The following is a 13,635-nucleotide window of genomic DNA, read 5'->3' as shown; positions in this document are numbered from 1 at the left end:
TGCTCAGGCAGACGCGGTCTTGTAGTAGCGCTTGACGTGCTCGCTCAGCGAATAGCCGCCGCCCTTCTCGGGCGCGGGTGGGAGCGCGGAAACAGCGGCCGCGGCGCCAGGCGCCTCGACGACCTTGGGCAGCACGGTGACGGCGGCTGCGGCTGCGCCGACAGTGGCGGCGCCGAAAAAGAATCCCCGGCGGGAGGCCGGTCGGAGTCCGGCGGATGGGCTGTCCTGCATATAACGTCTCCAGGAGTGGCTGACTGAACGAGATATGAAACGAGTTACATATCTTGGAATACTAGTCCAGACCCTGAGGACCGAGATCGGAGATATCCCTCGGTCTCAGTGCGACATGTCGAAGCCCTGGGACTCCACCTCCGAAAACGCGCGGGTCAGACCGGCCAGCGCGGCATAGAAGCAGGCCCGGGGGTGCACCGAGACCGCCTCGCACATCGCCGGCAGCCAAGGTTGCAAATGAGTAGAAAAGAATACTTTTTGTTGCTTTAAATTGGCAACTTCCACGTCGTCGCCCGCGATCAGGTAGCGCATGACCTCGAACAGGCAGGCGACGTGGTCCTCGGACTCGGACACCGACTCCTCACGCGCCAGGCCCAGGCGGTCGAGGTCGTTGCGCAACTGGGCCAGCGGCTTGTCGTTCAGGAAGCCGCTCAGGTAGTGCGAGCCGAACAGGTAGACCTCGGGCTTGCCGATGCCGCCGAACAGCGCGTCGTATTCGGCGCGCATGTCGGCCAGGCCGGTGCCTCGCGCCATGCCGACCAGCTGGCGCCACGGTTCCTCCAGAAAGGCGCCGGCGGCGGGTGCCTCGGTCGGCGCCACCTGGAAGGCCTCGAGCAGTTCGGCATCGGGTGCCGCATACCAGAGGCGCGCCAGCAGGCCGTAGAGCTCGGCACGCGCGACCTCTTCGTCGAGCGCGGAAGTGACGGGAATTCGCTCGTTCATGTTCATAGCGGCGTGATCTTCATTTCGTTCTGCGCGCTGTAGAGGTCGATGACGCGGCAGTCGCTGCACATCTTGAGGCGCTCCAGCGCCTCGCCCTGGAACATCGCATGACCGGCCAGCTTGCCCAGCATGGCCTCGATCGCCTTCTGCGTTCCGAAGGGCTTGCTGCAGCGGATGCAGGCCCACGGCCTGGCCTCGTTCAGCACCACCGGCTGCTTGCGTTCCGGCGCCGCGAGCAGTCGCGGCACCAGCGAGATCGCGTGCTCGGGGCAGGTGGTCTCGCACAGGCCGCACTGCACGCAGTTCTTCTCGATGAAGCGCAGTTGTGGCGCGTTCGGGTTGTCCTGCAGCGCGCCGGCGGGGCAGGCGCTGACGCAGGCCAGGCACAGGGTGCAGGCGTCCTTGTTCACCGCGATGCCGCCGAAGGGCGCGCCCGCGGGCAGCGCAATCGCGAGCGGCGCGTCGGCGGCCGGGCTGCGCAGCGCCGGCGATTCGTCCATCAGGTGATCGAGCGCCAGCTCGAGCGTGCTACGCTTCTCGGCGCCGACCGCGAAGCGGGCCGGCTTGGCCGGCAGCTGCCGGCGGCTCGCGCCCAGGCCCGCGAGCGCGGCGTCGAGCGCCTCGGGTGTCGCGGCCTCGATCAGCCGGAAATGCGTGCCCGTGTAGCCCAGCCCGCGCAGCAGCGATTGCGCGATGTCCATCTGCTTGCCGAGCGCGGCCAGGTAGGTCGGCGCCTCCTCGCCGGTCGCCAGCACCAGCACCTGCGAGGCGCCGAAGGCCACGGCGGCCAGCCACAGGTCGATGCCGGTGCTCGCCGCATGGAAGAGCCCGACCGGAATCACGTTCGCCGGCACGCCGTGGGCGCGGCCGAGCTGGGCCTGGCGACCCAGTTGCTCGACCAGGGCCTGGCCGCCTTCCTGGCTGTGCAGCAGCAGCGCGGCATCGCGGCCGCCCGCGCCCGCATAGGTGGCGAGCAGCGTGCGCAGTTTCAGGCCCTGATGGGGCGTGCGCGGGTAGGTGTAGCCCAGTGCGCCTGTCGGGCACACGGTGGTGCAGGCGCCGCAGCCGACGCAGAGGTTCGGATTGACGACGATGCGCTGGCGCTCCTTGTCGCTGCTGACCGCGTGCGCCGAGCAGACCTCGATGCAGGCGTTGCAGCCGACGACCTCGTTGCGGCTGTGGGCGCAGAGCTTCTGCTTGTAGTCGAAGAACTTCGGCTTCTCGAACTCGCCGACGAGTTCGCGCAGGCGCAGCAGCGTCTGCAGGCCGCGCGCATGCGCCACGCCGCCGGGCAGATGGAAGTAGCCCTGCGGCGGCGCGTGCCAGTCGATGACCGGCGAGGCGCCGAGGTCGAGCACCAGGTCGAAGGCGCCGTCCAGGCGCTCGGGCGCACGATCGAAACGGATCGCGCCGGCGACGCTGCAGGCGCGCTCGCAATCGCGGTGCGAGGTGCACTTGCCCAGGTCGATCTGGTAGTCCAGCCCGATGGCCTGCTCGGGACAGGCCGCCACGCAGGCATTGCAGCGAGTGCACAGGTCGAGGTCGATCGGGTTGTCGCGCGTCCATTGCAGCTGGAAGGCGCCGAGCCAGCCGGCCAGCGATTCGAGCCGGCCCGCGAGCACCGGCCAGCGCCGCTCCTGGGCTCCGCCGAGCAGGCCGGGGCCCTGAGAGAGGATCGTGACCTCGAGGCTGTCGCCGAGCAGCGCCGCGGCCTGTTCCGCTTCGTCGAGGGCGCCGATGACCAGCAGCCGGCCCTGGCTTGCATAGCTCACGGTCGCCACCGGGTCCGGCTCGGGCAGGCTGGCGGCGGCCAGCAACGCGGCGATCTTCGGCATCGCGCTGCGGGCATCGCGGCTCCAGCCGCCGGTCTCGCGGATGTTGACGAAACGGATCGGCGAGGTGGCATCGGGCGTCTGCCCGGCCAGTTCGCCGAAAAGACGCTTCTCCTGCGTGCAGGCGACCACCACCTCGTCACCGGACTGGATGGCGCGCTGGAAGGACGCCGCTTCGCGGCGGCACAGCGAGGAATGGAGGGGCAGGGTTTCAGCCAGTGCCGTCCCGAGCATCTTCGGCTCGAGGGGCATCGTCTGGTTGCAGTCGCAGATCAGCGTGGTGGTCATCGGTCGGTTGGCTGGCTGGTTGCGCAACGGCAACCGGCGGGCTGGGGGAGTCTCCCGAATCGGACTGTGCCACGTCGGGCAATCCATCGTTCCCGGGAGTTTCTTCGGGCTCTTCCTCGAAGAGCTTCAGGAACTTGGCGCTCGCCATCTGGCGCAGCACGCTGTCGGGCAAGGGCGAGGGCTTGGCGTAGTCGTCGATGTAGGTGTCGAGCCCGTCCATCACATTGAAGTGCGGATCGGCAAAGAGCTTCCTGAAGGCGGCGTTCTTGACCTCCGGCGCCACGCCCTCGGCGACGAAGGGCTTGAAGTCCGAATCGATGTCCAGCGCCTGCACATCGGCCAGCGTGAGAGGCGGCGGGGCCTCCGCGGCCGGCAGCACCGAAGGCGCCGGCCCGGGCGGGGCGGCGGCTTCACTCGCCTCGTCTTCGGCCTCGACCGCCGGCTCCTCGGGCACTTCGCCCGCGCGCACCTGCTGCTTGCGCCGCGACCAGCGATCGAAGAAGCCTTCAGGCTCGCGCGGGGCCGCCCCAAGGCGGCCTGCGGCCCCATCGGGGGGCAGCGACCCAGACGAAGTGGGGGCGCGTGGGGGCCCTTCAGGCCGGCACCGGGCCGCCCCAAGGCGGCCTGCGGCCCCCTCGGGGGGCAGCGACCCACACGAAGTGGGGGAGCGCGGGGGCCGTTCAGACATCGCCGGCTCCCCTGCCCCGCTTCTTCTCGGTCGACACGCTCGCCGCGTTGCCGAAGCGGTCCACCAGCGGCCGGAAGCTCTCGGGCCGCTTGCGCTTCTTGGGCTCGGCCACGTAGTGCTCCTGCACGAAGGTGCGCAGCCATTCCAGCACCTCGGGCGGGGCCGGCACCTGCTCGACGGTTTCCTGCGCGTCCAGCCAGCGGCCCGCCTCGTAGTAGCTCAGGGTCACGACCACCGGGCGGGGAATCGGCTCCGGGCCCAGGGTCGCTTCCTCGTCCATGCGCCAGAGCACGAACCAGCAAGGCGCCGGCGTGGTCGCGTTGAGGTGATAGCCCTCGGCCTCGTCGCGGAACAGCTCGACCTTGAAGCCGGGATGCAGCCAGGACTGCTCGCCCTGGTCGTCGCGCAGCAGCCGGGGCCCGGTGCCGAAACCGGGCTCGTCGGGCACGACCGCATCGAGCGTCCAGCGCCAGGGCTGCCAGTGGCTGGACGGGCCGTGAAGCCGTTCGCGCCGCATCACCACGGCGACGTCGAGCGTCGGGCGGGGTGCGGCAGTAGAGGTTTCAGGGTTCGCCATGGGGCCGACGATAGCCGATGCCGGAACGCCCACGGCGATGTCGGGTGTATGGCGCCGCTCACGTTTTGAAGCATTTCGATTGCATTTCTGTGACAAAGGTCGCCACAAAAGGAAACCTTAGTTCTCGTTTTTTGAAATCAGGGGGTTTGTGCGCTCCAATGGACCCATTCCACCGGAGACCCCACCATGAGCTACTACGCACACGATCCCGCACTCGCAGCCGTCGAGGTGACCGTGTCCGAACTCCTGATGGCGACGCCGGACATGAGCGATCCGCTGCTGGACCCCTCGGTGCACCAGGTTCTCAAGCTGCTGCGCGAACAGCACGGCATGGAGGCCGCCTTCGCCTGCGAGTTCGTCGACGGCCAGCAGGTGTCCCACCGGCGGCAGCCCTCCGGGCGCGCGCAGTTCGTCGACGAGCAGGCCGAGCCGCTCGAACTCGCCTTCTGCAAGCAGGTGCTGAGCGCCAAGGTGCCCGCGGGCTGCTACCTCAGTGCGCCGGTCGTGCTCGGCAACGGCACGATCTACGGCACCCTGTATTCCTTCAGCTTCACGCCCGATCCGTCGCTGGAGGCACGCGACTTGAAGAAGCTCGAGATGGCCGCGCAGCTGGCCGCCCGGCTGATCGCCGAGCGCAGCCAGCAGAGCGCGATGCCGGCGATGCCGGTTCCGCCGCGCGGCCGGCCCATGGAAGCGCGGTACGCCTGAGATCAGCGCGCTAACACGCGGCGCTCAGGCACGCGCCGGCTGGCGTTGCGCGCCATCTGCGCATCGATCGCCATGAGATGGTCCGGCAGGGTCATGAGCCGCAGCGCATCGGCCGGCGGCAGAGGCTGGCTGTAGAGAAAGCGCAGCTGGCAGTCGCCGACCACGATCGCGTCGCCGTTGGACAGCGCGTGCGCCCTCACCTTCTCGTTGTTGACGTAGGTGCCGTTGCGGCTGCCCATGTCGGTGAGCATGAAGCGGTCGCCGGTCCACTCGATGGCGGCATGATGCCGGCTCACCCGCTCGCTGTCGATGCACACGCTGTTGCTGCCGGACCGCCCGATGGTGGTGATCGGGCCCGCGATGTTGACCTGCCGCACGCTGCTGTGCCGCGCCAGGATGATCAGTCTTGCCATACCCCGTTCCTGTGGTTCATTGAACTGGGTTGAAGCTTAGGACCACAGGTCGATCTGAAAAGAACGAAACAGAAGGGTTAATCCATTCTTGTTCGTTTCGCAGGCTTCAATTCTTGGCACCCCGGTCCCGTTTCGCTACCGGCGGCATAGAGCTCGCCGCGGGGCGCGCGGCACAGGGCCTGCACGGCCGTGCCGTTCAATGCGTGACGCGGCCCCGCATCGACGCCGGATGTCCCGCCAGGCCGAAGGTCTTGCCGGTGTCGACCAGCGTGTCGCCGTCGACCCGCAGGATCGAGACGTCCTGGTCGATGAAGTTGCCCACGTAGAGGTACTTGCCGTCGGCACTGAAGACCGCGCCTTCGGGCAGGCCGCGCACCACGACCTCGTTGCTTCGCGTGACCTTCTTGCCGTCGATCCGCAGCGCCACCACCGAGCCGTTGCGGTTGTGGAAGTACGCGTTCTTCGCCGAGTTGCTGCCGCGCAGGATCACCGCGACGGCGAGCTTGCCGGTCGGGCTCACGGCCAGCCCCTCGGGCCCGTCGCCGACCACCACCTTGTCGATGACGCGCGGCGGCGACGCTTCGAGGTCGATCACGCTGACGGTATCGACCTGGCCGTCGGACGCGCCCGAGTTGCCGTTGTCGGACGTGAGCGCGAGCTTGCCGTCGGGCGTCACGTCGACGTTGTAGGGCCACAGGCCCGCCGCGAGATCGACCTTGTCGTAGCGGACCTTCTCGCCGTCGACCTCGAGCAGCGCGATCTTGTGGTTCGGGAACTTGGCCGCGAGCGCCCGGCGGCCGTCGGGCGTGAAGCGCACGTGCGCGACCGACTCGCCCATCGCCACGGTGTCGACCAGCGTGACCTTCTGCCCCGCGATGCGCAGCACGCTGATCGAGTTGTCGGCGCGGTTGGCGACCAGCGCCAGCGTGCCGGCGCGGTTGATCGACAGCCCGGAGGGCTGCTTGCCGACCGTGAGGGTGTCGATCAACCTGGGCGGCGTGGCCGTGAGGTCGATCACGAACAGGCGGTTGTCCGGGACTTGCTTGCGAACCCCGCCCTCCTCGACCACGTTGAGCGAATTGGCGACCAGCGCGAGCTTCTCGTCGGCCGTGATCGCGAGGTTGGTCGGCGGGCCCGCGATCGTGTTGTTCAGCGCCAGCGTGCCCACCGAGCGCGGCGCGAGCGGATCGGTGCCGATGTCGATCACCTGCACGCTGTCGCGCCCCGGCGCGCCGAGCTGCACCGCGCCGGCGTCGTTCCAGGACTGCTTCTCGTCATTGCCGACCAGCATCAGCTGGCGCTGCGATGCCGCGGGCGGCATGCCGGTGCAGCCCGACAGGGCGGCGGCCGTGAGGATGACCGGGACCAGGGAAAGAAGGCGCATGGGATGTCTCCAAGGGGTGTCTGTGCACCGGGCCGGACATCCTAGCGGGCGAATGCCACGCGCGGCAGGGGGAAAAGCGCCGCGACGCCGATCGTTCAGCCCCTGGCCTTGCTCCGTGCGCTGAAGCGCGATTCGAGGAAGTCGAGCAAGGCGCGCAGCGCGGCGCTGTTGTGGCGCCGCTGCAGGTAGGCGGCCGACAGCCACATGTCGCTGCGCACGTAGTCCTGCAGCACCGGCACCAGCTCGCCCTGCTCGACGTGCGGCTGTACCAGCATGTTGGGCATGTAGATCACGCCGAATCCCTGCAGCGCGATCTGGATCAGCGGCGCGCTCTCGGTGGCGTCCATCCGGCTCTTGAGCGCGACATCGAAGGGCTTGCCGTCCACCTCGAAGCGCCATTCCGGGTGGGCGCCCAGCCGCGACTGGGTCAGCGCATCGTGGTCGGCGAGTTCGCGCGGATGGCTCGGCTTGCCGTGCTTCTTCCAGTAGACCGGCGAGGCGCACACCACCAGACGGCCGCGCGTCAGCTTGCGCACGATCAGGTTCTCGTCCTCGATCGGCCCGAAGTGCAGTGCCACATCGATCGCATCCTCGGCCATGTCGAGGGCGCGGTTGGTCAGCTGCAGGCTGATGCTGACGTCGGGGTAGTAGCCCATGAACTGGCCCAGCAGCTTCGGCAGGTCGCCCTGGCCGGAGCCCAGCGGCGCCGAGATGCGCAGACGTCCGGTCGGATGGTTCGCGTGCTCCTGGACCTCGGCCTGGGTGAGCTCGAACATCTCCATCATCGGCTTGCTGCGTTCGAGCAGCAGCGCGCCGGCATCGGTGAGGCTGACCGCGCGCGTGGAGCGGTTGAGCAGCCGCACGCCGAGCCGCGTCTCGAGTTCGGCGATGTACTTGCTCACCGTGGCCTTCGACACGTCGAGCTTGATCGCGGCGCGCGAGAAGCTGCCGTGCGAGGCGACCTCGCGGAAGGTCTTGATCAGGTCGAGGCTGTCCATGGCAGGCGAGCATTGTCGCCTGTCGCGCCGGTGCCGTAGCCGGCCGCCGCCATCGGTGCGCCGCCGCGCCGGATCTGCACCGCGCAATACTTGAACTCCGGGATCTTCCCGAACGGATCGAGCGCCGCGTTGGTCATCAGGTTGGCCGCCGCCTCGTAGTAGGCGAAGGGCACGAACACCGCGCCGCTCGGCGTGCCGTCGTCGCGCCGCACGTGGATCGCGACCTCGCCGCGGCGCGAGCGGATCGTCACCACGTCACCCGCGGCCAGGCCCAGCGCCTCCAGGTCGCCCTGGTTCATCGAGGCCGTGGCCATCGGCTCCAGCGCGTCGAGCACGCTGGCGCGGCGGGTCATGCTGCCGGTGTGCCAGTGCTCCAGCTGGCGCCCGGTGATCAACACGAAGGGATAGTCGGCATCGGGCCGCTCGGCGGCCGGAATGATGTCGGCCGGCACCAGCTTGACCCGGCCGTCCGCGGTCGGGAAGCTGTCGACAAACACGATCGGCTGGCCCGGATCGTCGGCGTCGAGGCAGGGATAGGTCACGCTCGACTCGCGCTGCAGCCGCTCCCAGCTGATGCCGCTGATGGCGGCGTGCATGGCCTGGCGCATTTCCTCGTAGACGGCGGCAACGCCTGATTCGTCGCCCTCGTAGTGCCAGTCAAGGCCCATGCGCTTTGCGATCTGCTGGATGATCCAGAGGTCGGGCATCGCATCGCCGGGCGGGCTCAGCGCCCGCTGGCCGAGCTGGACCATGCGGTCGGTGTTGCTCACGGTGCCGGTCTTCTCGGGCCAGGCACTGGCCGGCAGCACGACGTCGGCCAGCCAGGCGGTCTCGGTCATGAAGATGTCCTGCACCACCAGGTGTTCCAGGCTCGCGAGCGCATGCCGCGCGTGGTTCAGGTCGGGGTCGCTCATGGCCGGGTTCTCGCCCATGATGTACATGCCGCGAATCTTGTGCGGATCGTCGTCGGGCGCCAGCGCCTTGTGCATGATCTCGACCACCGTGTAGCCCGGTGCCGCATCGAGCGGCTGGCCCCAGAAGTCCTCGAACCACGCATGCGCGGCCGCGTTGTCGACCCGCTGGTAGTTGGGGAACATCATCGGGATCAGCCCCGCGTCGCTCGCGCCCTGCACATTGTTCTGGCCGCGCAGTGGATGCAGGCCGGAGCCGGGCTTGCCGATCTGGCCGGTGACGCTGACCAGCGCGATCAGGCAGCGCGCATTGTCGGTGCCGTGCACGTGCTGGCTGACCCCCATGCCCCACAGCACCATCGCGCCCTTGGCGCTGGCGAAGGCGCGCGCGACTTCGCGCAGCGTCTCGGCCGGCACGCCGCAGATCGGCGCCATCGCCTCCGGGCTGTAGCCCTTGACGTTCTCGCGCAGGGCCTCGAAATTGCTGACGCGGGTACGGATGAATTCCTGGTCCACCAGGCCTTCGTCGATCACCGCATGGATCAGCGCATTGAGCATCGCGACATCGGTGTCGGCCTTGAACTGCAGCGTGCGCCAGGCATGCTTGCCGAGGTCGGTGCGGCGCGGGTCGGCCAGCACGATCTTCGCCCCGCGCTTGGCGGCATTCTTCATCCAGGTCGCTGCCACCGGATGGTTCGCGGTCGGGTTCGAGCCGATGACGAAGATCAGCTCCGCATGCTCGACGTCGTAGACAGGGTTGCTCACCGCACCGGAGCCCACGCCTTCCAGCAGCGCCGCCACGCTCGATGCATGGCACAGCCGCGTGCAGTGGTCGACGTTGTTGCTGCCGAATCCGGTTCGCACCAGCTTCTGGAACAGGTAGGCCTCCTCGTTGCTGCCCTTGGCGGAGCCGAAACCGGCCAGCGCCTTCTTGCCGTGCGTGTCGCGCAGGCTCTTGAGCTTTCCGGCCGTGAAGGCAAGCGCTTCTTCCCAGCTGGCCTCGCGGAAGGCCTCGCTCCAGTCGCCGGGCCGCGGTGCCTCGTCGAAGTGCTTGGGCACGCCGGGCTTGCGGATCAGCGGCTTCGTCAGGCGCTGCGGATGGTGCGCGTAGTCGAAGCCGAAACGGCCCTTGACGCACAGGCGGCCATGGTTGGCGGGGCCATCGCGGCCGTCGACGCTGACGATCTTCTCGTCCTTGACGTTGTAGGTGAGCAGGCAGCCGACGCCGCAGAACGGGCACACCGAATCGACCTTGCGGTCGACCTGCTGCGAGCCGATGTGGCTCTTGGGCATCAGGGCGCCGGTCGGGCAGGCTTGAACGCATTCGCCGCAGGCCACGCAGGTGCTGTCGCCCATCGGATCGTCGAGGTCGAAGACGATCTTCGAATGCTCGCCGCGCATCGCGTAGCCGATGACGTCGTTGACCTGCTCCTCGCGGCAGGCGCGCACGCAGCGGTTGCACTGGATGCAGGCGTCGAGGTTGACCGCCATCGCGGGGTGCGAGACGTCGGTCGCGGGCTGTTCGCGGCGCAGGGCCTTGAGCTCGGGGCGCACGGCGATATCGAGCCGGGCCGCCCATTCGCTCAGCTCGCCGTGCGGGCGGGTGGCGTCGTCGCCGATCCACTTGTAGCCTTCGTCGGGCATGTCGGACAGCAGCATCTCGACCACCATCTTCTGACTCTTCAGCGCCCGCTCGCTGGTGGCCTGCACCTTCATGCCGGCGGTCACGCTGCGGCAGCAGCTCGGCGCCAGCGTGCGCTCGCCCTCGACCTCGACCACGCAGGCGCGGCAGTTGCCGTCGGGGCGCAGGCCGTCGGTGTAGCACAGATGCGGAATCTCGACGCCGTGACGTTCGGCGGCCTTGAAGATGGTCTCGCCCTCGAAGGCCTCGATGGCGCGGCCGTCGAGCGTGAACGCCACCGTCTGCGGCATCAGTTCGGCGAGCTTAGACGGCGCGTTCATGCGATCTCCTGCGGGAAGTACTTCTGGATGCTGCGGATCGGATTCGGCGCCGCCTGGCCCAGCCCGCAGATCGACGCATCCCCCATCACCTGCGCCAGGTCTTCGAGGGTGGCGTTGTCCCAGGCCGGCGCCTGCATCAGCGCCGCCGCCTTGGCGGTGCCCACGCGGCAGGGCGTGCACTGGCCGCAGCTCTCGTGCTTGAAGAAGCGCATCACGTTGAGCGCCGCGTCGCGGGCGCGGTCGTGCTGGCTCAGCACCATCACGGCCGCCGAGCCGATGAAGCAGCCGTGCGGCTGGAGGGTGTCGAAGTCGAGCGGAATGTCGTCCATGCGCGCCGGCAGGATGCCGCCCGATGCGCCGCCCGGCAGGTAGGCGTGCAGCGTATGGCCGTCCAGCATGCCGCCGCAGAATTCGTCGATCAGCTCGCGCACCGTGATGCCCGCGGGCGCGAGCTTGACGCCCGGGTGCTTTACGCGCCCGCTGACGCTGAAGCTGCGCAGTCCCTTGCGCCCGTGGCGGCCGAAGCCGGTCCACCATTGCGGACCGCGCTCGACGATGTCGCGCACCCAGTAGAGGGTCTCGAAGTTGTGTTCCAGCGTCGGACGGCCGAACAGGCCGACCTGCGCGATATACGGCGGCCGCATGCGCGGTTCGCCGCGCTTGCCCTCGATGCTCTCGATCATCGCTGACTCCTCGCCGCAGATGTAGGCGCCGGCGCCGCGCCGCAGTTCGATGCTCGGCAGCTCGCAGGGCGGATCGGCGCGCAGCGCGGCCAGCTCGGCCTGGAGCAGCGCGCGGCAGTCGTGGTATTCGTCCCGCAGGTAGATGTAGCAGGCCTCGACGCCGGTGATCTGTGCCGCCACCAATAGGCCTTCGAGGAAGCGGTGCGGATCGCGTTCGAGATAGCAGCGGTCCTTGAAAGTGCCGGGCTCGCCCTCGTCGAGATTCACCGCCATGAGCCGGGGGGCCGGCTGGTCGCGCACGATGCGCCATTTGCGTCCGGCCGGGAAGCCGGCGCCGCCGAGGCCGCGCAGGCCCGAAGCCTCGAGCGCCTGGAGCACCGCTTCGGCGTCTTGCTCGCCGTTGACCAGCGCGGCCGCCAGCGCATAGCCTCCGTGCGCCCGGTAGGTCCGGTAGTCGGTGAAGGGCGGCCGGGCCTCGACCGCCTCGGACGGCGCAGTGATGCTCTTCCCCGCCAGGTCGGCGGGGACAAAATGGGTGTGGCGCGCAGTTGCGGGCCCAGGCCCGGAGGCCACCGCCTGCAGCACCTTCTCGACGCTCGCCAGCGGCACCGCCTGCTGGTGCACCGCCACTGCCGGCGCCTGTTCGCAGCGGCCGATGCAGGGCGCTGCGATCACGCGGACGTCGTCGCGGCCGGCGGCGCCGAGCAAGGCGGGCAGGCGCTCGATCAGCGATTGCGCGCCGGCCAGCTCGCAGGCCAGGCCGTCGCACACGCGCACGGTAAGACCGGGCGCCTGCGCGTCGTCGCGCACGACCTCGAAGTGGTGGTAGAAGGTCGCGACCTCGTACACCTCGGCCATCGGGATCCCGGTCAGCGAGGCGAGGGCCACCAGGTGCCGGTCGTGCAGGCAGCCGTGGGCATCATTGAGCAGGTGCAACTGCTCGATCAGCAGGTCGCGCCGGTAGCCGGCCAGCGGGCGCGGGCCGATCAGCGCGCGCACCTCGGCCAGCGCGCTCTCCTCGGGCTGACGCCCCTTGAGCTTGCTCTTGCGGCGAATGCGCTCGCGCAACTGGTCGGGCGTGGCGAGCGGGATGGCCTCGATCTTGTGCTGGGTGCCTGGGTGATTCATTGCCTCGGCCGTCTCATGCGGTGTGTCCTGCCGCGCGAATCGGCGGCCTCTCCGACTGTCGGCCGCCCGGGCGCGCTTGGCAAATTGAATCCGCACATGGAGTGATTCAATAAAGAAATGAAACGCCGGGCGGTCCGTCGCCCCTCCCCCCGGGATCAGCCGCGCAAGGCGCCGCTGTGGGCCCCGACTTCGCGCTGCCAGTCCGGGCTCTGGAGCAGCGCCAGCGCCGCCTCCAGCGCGCGCGAGGGCCGTACTGCCGTCTGCGTCATGAAGCCGATCGGCGTCAGCACCTCGGGCGCCACCAGCGGCAGCGCCTCGAAATGGCCCTGGCCCCGGACCGCATCCACCATCGCGCCCGGCAGCACGGCGCAGACCCGGCCGGACAGGACACTGAGCGCCAGGGTCAGCACCGAGTTGGTCTCGATGGCGGGCGACACGGCCGCGCCGGCCGCCTTGAAGGCCTGGTCGACGATCGAGCGGTTGTGCATTTCCGGCGTCAGCAGGCACAGCGGCAGCTCGGCCGCCCGGGCCCACCCGATCGGTTCGCCGATCTGCAGCGCCTCGGCGCCGCTGCGCTCGGCGCGGCGCAACAGGAAGTAGTGCTCGACGCTCTGCGGCCAGGCCGTGAGCTTGACTTCGCGCGGATGCATGCGCTCGGTGTAGCCCAGCGCGATGTCGAGCGACAGGTTCTCCAGCCCCGTCTCGAGCTCGAGCGAGCTCATCGACAGGACGGTCGGCACGATGCCGGGATGGCGCGCCTGCAGCTGGGCCGCGAAACGGGCCAGCAGCGGGATGGCGGTGGGCACGGCCGCCATTCGCAGGCTGCCGCGGGGAAAACCTTCTTCGCTCTTCAGCAGTTGCTGCAGGACCTCGTTCTCGTGCAGCATCCGGTGCGCCGCCGCCAGCACCGCCTCACCCTCGTGCGTGAGCCCGGCGTAGGTGCGGCCGCGCTTGACCACCACGACGCCGAACTCCGCCTCGAGCGCACGCAGCGCGTTGGACAGCGCCGGCTGCGTGATGTGACAGGCCTGGGCCGCGCGCCCGAAATGACGGTGCTCCTCGAGCGCGACCAGGTAGCGCATCGAGGCCAGCAAGTTCATTTGTTCTGG

At 69.1% G+C, this 13,635-nt stretch carries 12 protein-coding genes; 1 reads left to right on the top strand and 11 read right to left on the bottom strand.

Features of this window, described 5'->3' with window-relative positions; translation table 11 throughout:
- Positions 1 to 3: 3 nt before the first annotated feature.
- From AC1DYK_RS27905 to AC1DYK_RS27885, 5 genes are all read right to left on the bottom strand, one after another.
- On the bottom strand, positions 4 to 231 hold the full coding sequence (locus tag AC1DYK_RS27905; RefSeq protein WP_478169245.1) for a formate dehydrogenase: 228 nt from the start codon (positions 229 to 231) through the stop codon (positions 4 to 6).
- A gap of 105 nt (positions 232 to 336) precedes the next feature.
- Complete coding sequence (locus AC1DYK_RS27900) at positions 337 to 954, bottom strand: TorD/DmsD family molecular chaperone (protein ID WP_478169244.1); 618 nt, start codon at positions 952 to 954, stop codon at positions 337 to 339.
- A 2-nt stretch (positions 955 to 956) separates the two neighbouring features.
- Complete coding sequence (locus AC1DYK_RS27895; RefSeq protein ID WP_478169304.1) at positions 957 to 3,038, bottom strand: 4Fe-4S binding protein; 2,082 nt, start codon at positions 3,036 to 3,038, stop codon at positions 957 to 959.
- A complete protein-coding gene (locus tag AC1DYK_RS27890; protein WP_478169303.1) occupies positions 2,998 to 3,633 on the bottom strand; it encodes a DUF3306 domain-containing protein in 636 nt (211 codons plus the stop codon). Before AC1DYK_RS27890 ends, AC1DYK_RS27895 begins: the two co-directional genes overlap by 41 nt.
- Before the next feature lie 121 nt (positions 3,634 to 3,754).
- Positions 3,755 to 4,339: a DUF3305 domain-containing protein gene (locus AC1DYK_RS27885; RefSeq protein ID WP_478169243.1), complete on the bottom strand. Its 585-nt coding sequence runs from the start codon at positions 4,337 to 4,339 to the stop codon at positions 3,755 to 3,757.
- A 186-nt stretch (positions 4,340 to 4,525) separates the two neighbouring features.
- On the opposite strand from AC1DYK_RS27885, the gene AC1DYK_RS27880 reads away from it, so the two are divergent.
- Positions 4,526 to 5,047, top strand: a complete 522-nt coding sequence (locus AC1DYK_RS27880; RefSeq protein WP_478169242.1) for a hypothetical protein — start codon at positions 4,526 to 4,528, stop codon at positions 5,045 to 5,047.
- A gap of 2 nt (positions 5,048 to 5,049) precedes the next feature.
- Here AC1DYK_RS27880 and AC1DYK_RS27875 read toward each other — a convergent pair whose 3' ends face one another.
- The 6 genes from AC1DYK_RS27875 to AC1DYK_RS27850 all read right to left on the bottom strand — a co-directional run bounded on the left by AC1DYK_RS27875 (position 5,050) and on the right by AC1DYK_RS27850 (position 13,626).
- Complete coding sequence (locus AC1DYK_RS27875) at positions 5,050 to 5,460, bottom strand: FHA domain-containing protein (protein ID WP_478169241.1); 411 nt, start codon at positions 5,458 to 5,460, stop codon at positions 5,050 to 5,052.
- A 196-nt stretch (positions 5,461 to 5,656) separates the two neighbouring features.
- Positions 5,657 to 6,844 (bottom strand): YncE family protein, encoded by a 1,188-nt coding sequence (locus tag AC1DYK_RS27870; protein ID WP_478169240.1) that lies wholly within the window; start codon positions 6,842 to 6,844, stop codon positions 5,657 to 5,659.
- A gap of 95 nt (positions 6,845 to 6,939) precedes the next feature.
- Complete coding sequence (locus AC1DYK_RS27865; protein ID WP_478169239.1) at positions 6,940 to 7,842, bottom strand: LysR family transcriptional regulator; 903 nt, start codon at positions 7,840 to 7,842, stop codon at positions 6,940 to 6,942.
- A complete protein-coding gene (fdhF, locus tag AC1DYK_RS27860; protein ID WP_478169238.1) occupies positions 7,824 to 10,715 on the bottom strand; it encodes a formate dehydrogenase subunit alpha in 2,892 nt (963 codons plus the stop codon). The genes AC1DYK_RS27865 and fdhF overlap by 19 nt, the downstream gene beginning before the upstream one ends.
- Positions 10,712 to 12,526 carry an NADH-ubiquinone oxidoreductase-F iron-sulfur binding region domain-containing protein gene (locus AC1DYK_RS27855; protein ID WP_478169237.1) on the bottom strand — a complete coding sequence of 605 codons (1,815 nt, stop codon included), beginning with the start codon at positions 12,524 to 12,526 and terminating at the stop codon, positions 10,712 to 10,714. The genes fdhF and AC1DYK_RS27855 overlap by 4 nt, the downstream gene beginning before the upstream one ends.
- A gap of 155 nt (positions 12,527 to 12,681) precedes the next feature.
- Positions 12,682 to 13,626 carry a LysR substrate-binding domain-containing protein gene (locus AC1DYK_RS27850; protein WP_478169236.1) on the bottom strand — a complete coding sequence of 315 codons (945 nt, stop codon included), beginning with the start codon at positions 13,624 to 13,626 and terminating at the stop codon, positions 12,682 to 12,684.
- Positions 13,627 to 13,635: the final 9 nt, after the last annotated feature.

This window comes from Variovorax sp. P2_H12 (assembly GCF_056403395.1).
Note: the sequence above shows the minus strand (reverse complement) of the source record. Positions and strands in the feature narration are given on the sequence as shown.